The sequence below is a fragment of the Planctomycetota bacterium genome, assembly GCA_038746835.1.
Taxonomy (GTDB): Bacteria; Planctomycetota; Phycisphaerae; order Tepidisphaerales; family Tepidisphaeraceae; genus JBCDKH01.
Genome location: JBCDKH010000108.1, coordinates 1 through 12,332, shown reverse-complemented (window position 1 = coordinate 12,332; position 12,332 = coordinate 1). Strand labels below are relative to the sequence as shown.

Here is a 12,332-nt window from a genome sequence, read left to right as displayed (position 1 = left end):
GCCATGCGGGGACCGCTATCTCGACCGCGGTCGGCATGGCGCGAGCCGACAAGGCGATGGATCGGGACAACCACGTCGTCGCACTCGTCGGCGATGCCAGCATCGTCAACGGCCTGGCATTCGAAGGACTCAACAACGCCGGCACGCTCGATCGTCAGCTGCTCGTCGTGCTCAACGACAACGGCATGAGCATCAGCGGGCCGCAGGGCGCGTTTGCCGAGTACCTCGAGCGCGTCCGCGTCAGCACGACCTATGAAGAGTTCAAGAAGCTCACCAAGAGCTTCCTGAAGCAGATGCCCCACGCCGTCGAGGACGCGATGATGGCCGCCTGGAACGGCATCACGGGTGGCGTGAAGTCGGCGATCTGGGCGGGCGGGCTGTTCGAGGCGTTCGGCTTCAAGTACATGGGCCCGATCGACGGGCATGACCTGCCGGAGCTGGTGCAGTTCCTGGCTGAGATCAAGCACGTCGACAAGCCGGTCCTGCTTCACGTCAAGACCAACAAGGGCCAGGGCGTCGACGCGGCACTGGCCGACCCGACGACGCTTCACTCGCCCGCCGGCTTCCGCGTCGAAGGCTGCCGGGTCGAGCTGAACAAGAGCAGCGGCAAGTCGTGGACCAAGGCCTTCGCTCAGGCCGCGATCGACCTGGCCAGCCGCAACGACCGCGTCTGGGCCCTCACTGCTGCGATGCCCGACGGCACGGGCTTGTCCGCCTTCGAGAAGGCCCACCCGGATCGGTACATCGACACCGGCATCTGCGAGAGCCACCTGATGGCGATGGCTGCGGGGATGGCCAAGTCGGGGCTGCGTCCGCTGGCCGCGGTCTACAGCACGTTCGTCCAGCGGTGCTTCGATCAGATCTGGCAGGAGGTCGTCTACAACGAGCAGCCGGTGGTTCTGGCGATGGACCGTGCCGGCTTCGTCGGCAGCGACGGCGCGGTGCACCACGGCTTCTGCGACCTGTCGTTCCTTCGGCCGATGCCGAATGCTGTGCTCATGGCCCCGGCTGACGAGGCGGACCTGCGACGCATGCTGGACTTGGCCTTTGAGCTGGAAACGTTCGTCGCCCTCCGCTACCCACGCGACGAAGTCCCGGCCGACGACTATGCGGCTAGCGACCTCAAGCTCGGTGAGAGTCGCGTGCTCCGCGAAGGCTCAGATGCGACCATCGTTGCCTACGGCACCATGGCCGCCGAAGCACTGGCGGCGGTGGAGTTGCTCGAGTCCGAAGGGCACAGCGTCGAGGTCGTCGACGCCCGGTTCTGCAAGCCGATCGACGGTGCGATGATCGCCCGCGTGCTCGACCATCATCACCCGGTCCTGACGGTCGAAGACCACATGGTCGAAGGCGGCTTCGGCAGCGCCTTCCTCGAAGAGGCTTCGCGTCAAGGCCTCGACGCCAGCCGCGTCGTCCGACTCGGGCACCCCGTCGATCGGATGATCGCGTTTAAGTCGCGCCCCGCCCAGCTCGCCGAGGCCGGCATCGACGCGGCGGGCATTGCCCGAACGCTGCGGGCGAAACTCGGCACGACAGTTTCTGTGTCCGTCGACGCGCCACGCGAAGTCGTCGCTGGCTGAACGACGCTTCCGTCATCCCGAGCGCAGCCGAGGGACCTCGCTTGGGCTCCGCGGCTAGGGCGGATTCAAATCAGTCGCAGCGTCCGGTGCCACTGCATTCTTGCAGTGGTATGCCCCGAGCACTGCAATGATGCAGTGGCACCAGAGCTGGCTGAACGACAGTTTCGTCATTCCGAGCGCAGCCGAGGGACCTCGCCCGGTTCTGCACGTTCGACCAGGCGAGGTCCTTCGGCTCGCTGCGCTCGCTCAGGATGACGGGTCTTCAGACGTTCCGAAGCGGTCGAGGAACATCGCCTCGTTGATGACTTCGACGCCGAGGTCCGTCGCCTTCTTCAGCTTGCTGCCGGCTTTTTCGCCGGCGACGAGGAGGTCGGTGTTCTTGCTGACGGACGAACCCGCCTTGCCGCCGAGTTCGCGGATGCGGTCGTTGATGGAGTCGCGTGTGAAGTGCTCGAGACTGCCGGTGACGACGATGCGCTTGCCCGCCAGCGGACCATCGACCGGTTCGGTCTGACGTTCCTGTGTCGGGTTGATGCCGACGGCCTTCAGCTCGTCGATGATGTGCCGGCCCGCGTCGCTGTTGACGAAAGCGTGCACGCTCGCCGCGATCACCGTGCCGAGTCCTTCGACTTCTGCGATCTCAGTCGCCGACGCCCTGCTGATGGCGTCGAGGCTGCCAAAGGCGTTGGCCAGGTCGCGTGCGTTGCTCGTGCCGATGTGCCGGATGCCGAGCCCCGCGAGCAGCCGATCCAGCGGCCGCGACCGACTGGCCTCGATGCCGTCGAGCACCCGCTGCACGCCGCGCTCCTTGAGCCGGCCGAGTTCCATCAGGGCGTCCGGCGTCAGCCGATAGATGTCGGCGAACGTCGTCAGCTTCCCGGCGTCGACCAAGGCCTCGATTTGCTTGTCGCCCAGGTTCTCCACGTCCATCTGGCCTCTTGCGCAGAACCAGATCAGTCGCTCCTTGAGCTGCTTCGGACATGCGGGATTGATGCAGCGGATGTACGGCGAGTCAGGGTCCTTCACGACCGGCATGCCGCACTCGGGGCAGACTGTCGGCGCTTCGATCGGCTTGGCGTCCGCGGGTCGCTCGGCCTCGATGACGCCGACGACCTGCGGGATGATCTCACCGGCCTTCTCGACGGTGACGGTGTCGCCGACGCGGACGTCGAGGCGTTCGATCTGCTCGATGTTGTGCAGGCTGGCGCGCTTGACCGTCGTGCCGGCGAGGAAGACCGGCTCCAGTTCCGCGACGGGCGTGAGCGTGCCGTTCTTGCCGACCTGCCAGGTGACTTCACGCAGCGTCGTCTGCGCCTGCTCGGCCGCGTACTTGTACGCGATGACCCACCTGGGCGACTTCGTGCGAAAGCCGAGTTGCTCGCGCTGGGCAAGCCCGTCGACCTTGATGACCATGCCGTCGGTCTGGTAGTCGAGGTCGCCCCGCTTCTCTTCGAACGCGTCGACGGCTTTCTTGGCGTCGGCGATCGAGTCGGCTTTGGTCGCAAAGTCGCTCGTCGGGATGCCCCATTCGCGTAGCAGGCCGAGGGTGTCGTGGTAGCTGTCGACGTCGAGCCCGATGACCTCGCCCAGGCCGTGGGCTTGGAACCGGAGGCTTCGCTCGGCGACGATCTTCGGGTCGCGCTGCTTCAGCGTTCCGGCCGTTGCGTTGCGTGGATTGGCGAACAGCTCCAACGACATGGACGCCGTTCGCTCTCGCAGACGCTCGGCCTTCTCCTTCGCCTCGTCCGGCTTCTTCGCTTTCGCGATCGCTTCCTCCGCGGCGATCGCATCGGCTTCTGCCTTCCGCTTCCGCTCCGCGAACGCCCGCTCTTCTTCCGCGTTCAACCTCTGAAAGCTCGGCCCCGGCATGTAGACCTCGCCTCGCACTTCCAAGACGCTCGGCACCGACGCCGCGGCGCCAGCCGCGGATTCGGTTCCCCTCACCATCCTCGTCGGCACCGCGCGAATCGCCCGCACGTTCACCGTGATGTCGTCCCCCTGCCGCCCGTCGCCGCGAGTGGCTGCCAGGACGAGTTGACCATCCTCGTATCGCAGCGAGCACGCGACGCCGTCGACCTTCGGCTCGCAGACATAGCCGCCTGGGATCGGGAAGCCGTCATCGCTTGCGGCCTCGACTCGCTGGGCGAGCTTGGCTTTGAGCTCGTCGATTTGCGACTGCAGCGACTTGCGACGGTCGGTGGCGTCGGAACCGCGTTGTCCCTTCATCGCGTCCAGACCCGAAGCTGCCGCTTCGGCGTCCTGGGTCAGCCGCGCGACTTCGGGGTCGAGGGCTTTGAACGTCCGCTCGCCCCAGTCGACAAGCTCCTGTTCGTTGTACGTGTTGTCGATGCTCAGCATCGGCACCGCGTGCGTGACGGTCTCGAAGCCCTCGATCGGCTCGCCTGCCACGCGCTGCGTGGGGGAGTCGGGCGTGACCAGCTCGGGATGGGCTTCTTCGAGGTCGGCCAGCTCGCGGAGCAGCGTGTCATAGTCGCGATCGCTGATCTCCGGCTTGGCCTCGACGTAGTACAGCCGATCGTGTCGGCGGATCTGTTGACGGAGGTCCTCGGCACGCTCACGACTCACGCCGCGACGTTAGAACGCCGCCGCCAGCCTGTTCGTCACGGCGATCTCGCGTTTCGCGCCGTTTTGATACGCCGTCTCGACAAGGTTTTCAGGCAGGATTGGCCGGTTTTGACGCAGCAGTTGTGAACCGCCGCTCGCCGATTGGCCGTATCATCGCTCCGCCCGATGACTGCTTTCACCCCGCCCTCCGACGCGTCCGCCAAGCCCAATCCGGTCACGGCGTTCCTCGAGACGCACCGATTCGCACTGCGGCGCCTCCACTCGCTGATGGGCGTCGTCTTCGGCGGATACATCGTCGTCCACCTGCTCGTCAACGCGACGCTGCTGCAGTCCGCCTTCCCTGGCATCTTCGGCGGCGACAAGGTGCCGGCCGACGTCTACCAGAGCCAGGTCGACAAGATTCACGACCTGCCCTTCCTCGTCGCCATCGAGTGGACGGCCATCCTCATCCCGCTGACCTTCCACGCTGGCTACGGCATCCTCGTCGCCATCGCCGGCCGACCCAACGTGACCAGCTACGGCTTTGCCAAGAACTGGGCCTACACCGCACAGCGTGCCACCAGCTGGGTGTTGCTGCTGTTCATCGCCTTCCACGTCCTGACCATGAAGGGCATCATCGGCGGCGAGTTCGGCGATCGCGTCACCTTCATCCCAGCCTTGGCGACGCAGACCACCGTCAACCACATGCACGCCGCATGGTGGGTCGGCTGGGTGATCTATCCGATCGGCATCCTGGCCGCGACGTTCCACCTCTCCAACGGCTTCTGGACGGCTGGCATCACCTGGGGCCTGACCATCACCGCCCAGAGCCAGAAGCTCTGGGGCCTGGCCTGTGCCGGCCTGTTCATCTTCACGACCGCCTGCGGTTTGGGCAGCCTCGGCGCGACCCTCGCCGCGGAACCCGACTTCGACGGCATCACCGAGGTCATCCAGGGCGAGCGGACGTATGAGGAGTACCGCAGCGCCACAACGCCCTCCAGCTACGGCGAGTGATTGATCGGCATGCCGCCGATGTGTCGGGGCACGCTCACCCATCAGCTCATTTCAGCACGGCCGGATTCGATCCGATCGGCCGAGCTATCCAACGCGCCCTCCCTCCCTCCCTCATTCAGCCGTTGTCCAGCAGTTACTTGTGACTGCTTTGGTCCTGCCGTCTCGCAGGCTTCCAATGGTAAGATTAAGGGCTTGTGCGGCCGGTAATCTGCCAGTAAGAAATTAGATTGACCGATGGTTAAATTGTGGTAGGTTGTGCTGATGCCAGTTGCTGCGCGACAGCCTCCTGCGACCCGACGGAAGCCGGCAAGGCTTGATGCGAAGCGCCAGCTGACTCGGATCATCGACGAGAACCGGTTTGGGCCGAGCGGACTGCTCCCGTCGGAGCGCGACCTCTCGACGTCGGTCGGCGTGTCTCGTCCGACGGTTCGATTGGTGCTCGAAGAGCTCTGCCGAGAAGGAAAGCTCTCGCGAGTCGAAGGCCGCGGCTGGGCCGTCGCACAGAACGCCAAGGCGGGTCTCATGAACGAGACGATCCTGCTCGTGTCAGAGCTGAACCGTTTCAGCACGGCATCGATGGGTTTGATGGAGGGCATTGTCGATCGCATTTCGCGAGCAGCCACGAACGCCGCTTTCGACACGCTCGCCGTCGACATTGGCCGGCTTCTCGGTGACCGGCTTGAGGAGACTCTTGAGAATCCTCCGACCGGTGTCATTTTCGCCGTCGGACCGTCCGCTCATGCAACCGTCACCGAGCCGATCCGTCGACTGCGGACGGCCGGCATTCCCGTCGTCGCATACGGGTCGTCGCTGATTCCCGAGGCATGCGACCGGGTGATTTCCGATCACCAAGCCGGTGCTCGAAAGCTCGTCGACTTGCTGGCCAGACGTGGTCGACGCCGCATTCTGCGGGTGTGGTCCAGAGTACCGAACCAGCCGACCCGGCCGTACTGGCTCGATCAGCGTGACGCCGGCTACGAGGCAGGCTGCCGAGAGGCCGGTTTAGACGTCGTGCCGACACTCGAGTTCGCACAGCCGGTGATTGACGGCATGAACGCGGTGGATGGATTCGAAGCCAAGGTGCGGCTCATGGTCGGCTACCTGTACGACCACTTCCACAGTGACGATCGGCCAGACGCGATCATGGTGAACTCGGACGGCGTGGCGTTCGCGGTGGCCAAGGCGTTGCAGGTTCTGGGTGTCGACCCGAACCACGAAGTGCCCATTGTCGGCTACGACAACTACTACCGGCTCACGCCCGAATCGAGTGTCGTTGCAGATTTTCAGCTGCTCGCCACCATCGACAAGGACCACGACGGCCTTGGTCAGGCGATTGTCAGCATGCTCGCCGATCGCACCGGCAACAGGGCCAGCGAGCCGGGAGCGGTGACGCGGGTCGTGGAGCCCAAGCTCGTCATTAATCCCTTTTTCCCCGATTCACCGCCCGTGCCGGGCTTCGCGAACACCGGCACAGTGGCGTAACTCCTCTTTGTTCGCCCGATCCAGTTCAAGGACCCACGTCCATCCCAGGAGGATGAAAAATGACTGATTTGCGACACACTCTGACCGCAGGCTTCGCGACGCTCGCTCTGGCGATCGTGGCACCTCAAGCGTCGGCGGCCCCGATCCCAGTGACCTTTGACTTCGACGAAGGCTCCGGCGATGCCGAGTTCGACACCATCACTCCGACTGCCGGCGTCAACCCGAACCCCTACACGATCGTCGACTCGCTGACCGGCCAGTCGATTTCGTTCGTGGTCGGCTACAAGGCGGCGGACGGCGTTACCGACGTGACCAACGACTCGGTTCTCCAGCTTGCTGGCTCGCCGGGCAATGGCTCGGGTATCGACTCGGGCTTCAACTCGGGTCTCACCAACGACCAGTCAAACCAGCTCGACTCCACGCTCGGCGGTGGTCGCAGCAACGAGTTCATCGAGTTCACGTTCACTGCGCCGACCACACTTGTTTCACTCAATGTCTCTGGGATCGACGGCTCCAAGGGTGAGCAGTACGAAGTCGTGATCAACGGCGGGACACCGATCGTGGTGGACACCGATGCCGACTTCGTCTTTGCCGCCGATACCACACTCGGAGCGGGCGACACGCTCCGCGTCAACGCGACGGCCTTCAAGGATGGATTCACCAACCCAGAAGGTGAGACCGTCTTCCGATTCCAGGAACTGAACGTCGAGATCGTTCCCGAGCCGGGTGCCGCCGTGACCGGCATGCTCGGCCTCGGGCTGCTGACCGCCCGTCGCAGGGCATCCGCGTCTTGAGACCCTTTGTGCGTGTGTCCTTGACGGGACACGCGTGCGTTGCATTGCACGCTCGTTCGTTTGGAGGAACCAGTGGAAGACCATCGTCTGACTCAAGGAAGACCAGCGGCATTCACGCTCGTTGAGCTCCTCGTCGTGATCGGCATCATCGCCCTGCTGGTGAGTCTGCTGCTGCCGTCGCTCGCATCAGCGCGGAACTCCGCGCAGCTGATCGTTTGTCAGAGCAACATCCGGCAGGTCGGCATTGGCCTGCTCATGTACGCCAACGAACACGACACGGAGCTGCCCTACGCCGACGGCACGACGGGGCTCGGCAACAACGGATCGGGCTGGATCAGTCGACTCATCGAAGGCGACTATGTGCCGACGGATCCCGGGGCCCACTTCGCGAAGGAAGACGCCTTTTTCTGCCCTGCGGATGAATTGACCAACGTTCCGTCGCAGACCGTCTGGACCAATGCGTTCAACAATGATCTCGTCGGCTTCTCCAGCTACAAGGCAATGACGCGTGTCGGCTGGGACGAATCGTCGGGCGCTAAGAAGGGGCGGAAGCTGGTGGATATCCCTTCGCAAGACGTCGTTGTTGGCGGGGTCATCCACATCCCGGCAGATGGGCCGCTGCGCCCGATCGTCATCGAGTCGCAAACGCACAACTCCGGGACCACGCAGCATCCTGGAACGCCCTTTTTCAATGTGTCTGAGAGCTTGGTCACCGGACCGAATGGGCTCCTTACCACAAGCTACAAAATCTCAACGCCCCACCGCGACGCAAAGCGTTCGATGTTGATGAACGACTTGTCCGTGCGAGCAGGCGTCGTCAAGCGTGATCTTTCTGACCCGCGCGTCTTCATCTATCCCGGGAGATAACCCGTGTTTTTCAACAAGATCAGTGAGCCGCACCTGCTGAGCAGGGTGACGGCCATCGTGGTGCTGGCGTGTCTTGTCTGTTCGACGCCACGCGCATCAGCCTCGTTCCGTGCGACCGTCGATGTGGACGCCGATGACCGCATGGATGCCGTCGTTGACGTCGAGGCCGTCGGCCTTGCGTCGATCGACACCGTTCTCTCGGCGGACGCGGAATCGGCGTTCAACGTCGTCTTCGAAGGGTCGGCGTCGATGGACGCGGACGGGCTCTACCGGATTCAGGTCACGGGCACGCACACGTGGCGACTCTGGGTCAACGGCGCGCTCGTCATCGACTACGCGCACGCAAGCGAGTACGAAGAGGCAATCGCTGCGGCAAAGCACTGGCGTCGCCTGAGCGAGGTGGTGCTTCCGATGAAGGCCGGAGTCGCCTATCCGATTCGACTCGAGTACGTCCGTGCGGCCGACATGGGTGAGGTTCCAGCTGACGTCTCGCTTGCGGTGGGTTCCGTTGGTAGTGCCGTGAAGCCCATGACGTCGGTGTCGCCAGGACCCGCTCCCATCGCTTCGATGCCGGCCCGACACGCGGCCGACTTCCACCGTTCCATCGGCCTTGTCACGAACAAGCTTCAGCGATTCAGCGATGACGAGTTCGAGCTGCTGAAAGCCAGGCTGGATGAACTCGGCATCGCGACCGTCCGGGGGAACTTTTATCCGTGGGTCACGGAATCGGCCAATCTCGACCCGCGATATCGCGAGTTGCACGAATCTCTCGGAATCGGTGTGTGCGGCGTCATTCGCGAGTCGTTCTCCATCGACGACCCCGATGAGATGATGGCCGACATGGCCGAGTGGGTCGCGCGGGCGTCGGACTACCTCATCATCGCTGAGGGTCCGAACGAGCCGTACGGCAAGACGGAGAACTTCAACTATCGCGGTCACGGTCGTCAGCACCGAACCGGCAACGCTTTGGGCGACGGCTGGGCACGAGGCACCATGCTCTTCATGCAGGACATGCATCGAGCACTGACCGCCGATCGGACGTCGGTGGTTGGACCGGACGAGAGACGTCGACCTGCAATCGCAGCGGCCAGCACGGTCTCCGGGCCTTGGCGTCCTGACAACGTGCTCGCAGACCTGGCTGATGCAGAGGGCGTGGTGTTGGGCGATTACGTCGAGCTCAACAACATCCACAAGTATCACATGGCGTGGCCGAACGCGCGCTTTTACGAGCACCAACGCAAGGTCCGAGAGCAGACGCCAGATGCGCCCTGGATCATCACGGAGATGGGTTGGAACAGTGGCGATCTCGATCACGGCCAAGTCAGCCCGAGGGAAAAGGCGGTCTACACGCTTCGAAACCACTTGCTCGGCTTCAATGCCGGCTCACCCCTCAACTACACGTTCGCCCTGTATCACTACCAGCCCGTGCAAGAACGGACCAAAGAGTTCGGGTTGCTCGACAGGCATTTCAAGCCACGTCCCGCGTTCCACGCGCTTCGTCGGTTGCTCGAACGGACCGAGGACGACGCAGCCGCCAGCGAGAGTGGCGTCGCCGGAGAGCTCGCACTCAAGATCGAAACGCACGAAGGCGTCTGGCCAATGCAGACGCTGCTCAAAACGTCGGACGGCCGGTTTCTGCTGATCCTCTGGCTCGAAACAGAATCGCTTGACGATCAGACCAAGGTCTCGCTCAAGCTTCCAGATCGGATGCACTTGTCGGAGTATCAACTGGCCAACAACGACGAGCCGAGCCGAGTCGAGCACACGAACGAGTTGGAGTTGATCATCTCAGGCGACCCGATCCTCATCGAGCTCCGTCCAGACGACGCGACGGCGAAGTAGCGGCCGTCGGTTGATCACTGCGTTCAACTTGGCGATGCCTCGACTTCTGCCTTCTCAAAGAAGCTGTAGATCCACAGCATCAGCACGCCGAAGGCAACGGCGCTGACGATCAGGACGACGCTGACCAGACCTTCGTCGCCGAAGGAGAGGCGAATGAGGATCGTCGAGACGATGAAGCTGCTGTTGCGCATCACGGTGTGAAACGCGTCGGTCAAGAACAGCGATCCGAGCAACAGCACGACGTCGACGACGATCAGAATCGCAAAGAAGTCGTAGAAAAAGAGCGTGTTGATGTCGGTCAACCGGCCCGCCAGGTCGTCGCTGGGTGAAAGCGCGCCGATCGTCCAAGAGACGAACGTGTACGCCGCCAGCACAAAGAGCACCGGCGCGAGCAGAATCGAGACGCCTTTCTTAAACGTTATGAACCGCCTCAGCCCCGGCCGCATGTCTTCCTCGCGAATGTGGATGGGTTTTGGCTTTCGGCGTTCGATCGCGAGGAAGGCGAACAGCAGCAGAAACAGCACGACCGATGCCGCCACGTCGTAGGTGAACTTCAGGTCGGCCGCGTTCTGGAACCAGTCGGACGTGATCTCGACGGCCGCGAGGTCTTTGAAGAGGCGTCGGACGATGATGAGCGTCGCGATTTCGTACTGCTTCTGGATGTAGCGCGTCGTGCTGCTCGGCAGGTAGTAGACGAGCAGGTAGACCTCGTACACCAGGATGAGCGAGAACGGCGTGTACGCCGCCGCGATCGGATTGCCGAGCAGCTGCGCCTCGGGGTCGAGCCCGAACCAGCCCAGTCGTGCCAGCCCGACCAGGCCGAGGTGAACGAGGAAGCCGACGCACGCCGCGACCAGCACGATCCGCTCGACCCACTCCCGAGCCGGCTTGGCGAACATGAACGCGAAAACACGGTCGACCCGCGCCGCCGCCGATTCGAGACCTTCTGGAGATGGCTTTTGGATCGCAGTGGACATGACGACAGACGGCCGCGCCACCCCATCCAAGCGGACGTCGGATCGGCGAGGCAGCTGCTGCCGCAGCAGCAGCAAAGCGCGAGCCACGGCCCTCTTCTGCTAGACGGATAGCGGTGCAGCAGGTAGGTTCGGCCCGGGGCGTTGGACAACTCAACCCCGACGCGACCGCCGCGGGCGGTTTGGCCGTTCGGGTTTTCGCAACGGCACGGTTGGGTGTGCCGCTTCATCACAGGTGCCTCGGGGGAGGCGCCGGGAGGAAAGATCATGTCGTTTGCCACTTGTCACAGCAGTCGTCGTTTGCGTCCGTTTTCCGCTGGCACGCTCGCCCTCGCATCGGCGGCGGCACTCGCTGTTGCACCGCTTGCGTCGGGACAGGTGATCATCGACACGACCAATTTGACCGTCTCGGGCGACGGTGACGGGAACGATCAGGCCATCTTCGGTGTGCCGTTTAACACCTCGACCGCGGACGGCATCGCGACCTTCAACATCCGAGGCAACCTCACGATTCCAACTGGCACAGGAGTCACGGGCGTCGGCATTCGCCCTGCCAGCTTGACCGTCGGCGGCAACGTAAGCGTCGACCCGGGCGCGACCTTCGACTTCTCGGCAACCTCCGCTAACCCGGGACCTGGTGGGGGAGCCGGTGCCAATTTCTCCGCCTCAGGCGGATCGGGTGGCTTCGGCGGAGCCGGTGGCACCGGGGGCGAAGGTGGCTTTCAGCTCTTTCCCTTCGGGAACATCAAGATCGGTGGCGTGGGTGGATCGACCGACTGCGGCTTCATCGATTGCACTACGCAGGACGGACAAGCGGGTAACAATGGCCAAGCAGGAACAGGAGGTGGGCTCGGCAGCTCTGGTGGTGGCGGTACCAACGGCTTCAGCGGCTCAAGCGGCTTCAACTCGCCGGGTAGCGGCGGCGCGTTCGGAATCGGCGGAGCACCTGGTGTGCGAGGAGCAGCGGGCAATGGGGGCAACACGTCGGGAAACGGAAGCAATGGCGGTTTCGGCGGATTTGGATTCTTCCCCGGCTTCCCGGCCACCGATGGACAAAACGGCTTTGCCGGAAATCAAGGCGGAAACGGAGCCGACGGCGCTAACGGTCAAAACGGATTCGGCGGCGCCGCAGGATTGAACACAGGCGGAACCTTTGCCCTCTCCGGCGGAGGTGGCGGCGGGTCGGGTGGCGGCGGAGGTGGTGGCGGCGGCGG

9 protein-coding genes are annotated in these 12,332 nt (G+C 63.7%); 7 read left to right on the top strand and 2 right to left on the bottom strand.

The features are described 5' to 3' along the window. A partial coding sequence (dxs, locus tag AAGI46_11190) for a 1-deoxy-D-xylulose-5-phosphate synthase (protein MEM1012769.1) occupies window positions 1-1,580 on the top strand: 1,580 nt, incomplete at its 5' end. A 246-nt stretch (window positions 1,581-1,826) separates the two neighbouring features. On the opposite strand, the gene ligA is transcribed toward dxs, so the two are convergent. Further along, a complete protein-coding gene (gene ligA, locus AAGI46_11185; GenBank protein ID MEM1012768.1) occupies window positions 1,827-4,166 on the bottom strand; it encodes an NAD-dependent DNA ligase LigA in 2,340 nt (779 codons plus the stop codon). 165 nt (window positions 4,167-4,331) lie between these two features. Here ligA and AAGI46_11180 point away from each other — a divergent pair, with 165 nt between their 5' ends. The 5 genes from AAGI46_11180 to AAGI46_11160 all read left to right on the top strand — a co-directional run bounded on the left by AAGI46_11180 (window position 4,332) and on the right by AAGI46_11160 (window position 10,144). Next, on the top strand, window positions 4,332-5,159 hold the full coding sequence (locus tag AAGI46_11180; GenBank protein MEM1012767.1) for a hypothetical protein: 828 nt from the start codon (window positions 4,332-4,334) through the stop codon (window positions 5,157-5,159). Between the two features lie 261 nt (window positions 5,160-5,420). Next, entirely contained in the window at window positions 5,421-6,641 is a 1,221-nt protein-coding gene (locus AAGI46_11175; protein ID MEM1012766.1) for a substrate-binding domain-containing protein, read from the top strand. Window positions 6,642-6,700: 59 nt separating this feature from the next. Then, complete coding sequence (locus tag AAGI46_11170; protein MEM1012765.1) at window positions 6,701-7,435, top strand: hypothetical protein; 735 nt, start codon at window positions 6,701-6,703, stop codon at window positions 7,433-7,435. A 72-nt stretch (window positions 7,436-7,507) separates the two neighbouring features. After that, window positions 7,508-8,302 carry a prepilin-type N-terminal cleavage/methylation domain-containing protein gene (locus tag AAGI46_11165; GenBank protein ID MEM1012764.1) on the top strand — a complete coding sequence of 265 codons (795 nt, stop codon included), beginning with the start codon at window positions 7,508-7,510 and terminating at the stop codon, window positions 8,300-8,302. A 141-nt stretch (window positions 8,303-8,443) separates the two neighbouring features. Next, complete coding sequence (locus AAGI46_11160) at window positions 8,444-10,144, top strand: PA14 domain-containing protein (protein ID MEM1012763.1); 1,701 nt, start codon at window positions 8,444-8,446, stop codon at window positions 10,142-10,144. 23 nt (window positions 10,145-10,167) lie between these two features. Here the strand turns inward: AAGI46_11160 and AAGI46_11155 are convergent, their stop codons facing one another. Further along, the gene (locus AAGI46_11155) at window positions 10,168-11,121 is read right to left on the bottom strand and encodes a hypothetical protein (protein MEM1012762.1); all 954 of its coding nucleotides are present in this window, start codon (window positions 11,119-11,121) and stop codon (window positions 10,168-10,170) included. A gap of 264 nt (window positions 11,122-11,385) precedes the next feature. Between AAGI46_11155 and AAGI46_11150 the strand changes: the two genes are divergently transcribed. Next, the coding region (locus AAGI46_11150; protein ID MEM1012761.1) for a hypothetical protein at window positions 11,386-12,332 on the top strand (947 nt) is incomplete at its 3' end.

Bases quoted from the DNA above. Each gene is read 5' to 3' on its own strand.
- AAGI46_11170 (MEM1012765.1), top strand. From the start codon at position 6,701: ATGACTGATTTGCGACACACTCTGACCGCAGGCTTCGCGACGCTCGCT.
- AAGI46_11155 (MEM1012762.1), bottom strand. From the start codon at position 11,121: ATGTCCACTGCGATCCAAAAGCCATCTCCAGAAGGTCTCGAATCGGCG.
- AAGI46_11180 (MEM1012767.1), top strand. From the start codon at position 4,332: ATGACTGCTTTCACCCCGCCCTCCGACGCGTCCGCCAAGCCCAATCCG.
- AAGI46_11175 (MEM1012766.1), top strand. From the start codon at position 5,421: ATGCCAGTTGCTGCGCGACAGCCTCCTGCGACCCGACGGAAGCCGGCA.
- AAGI46_11160 (MEM1012763.1), top strand. From the start codon at position 8,444: ATGGATGCCGTCGTTGACGTCGAGGCCGTCGGCCTTGCGTCGATCGAC.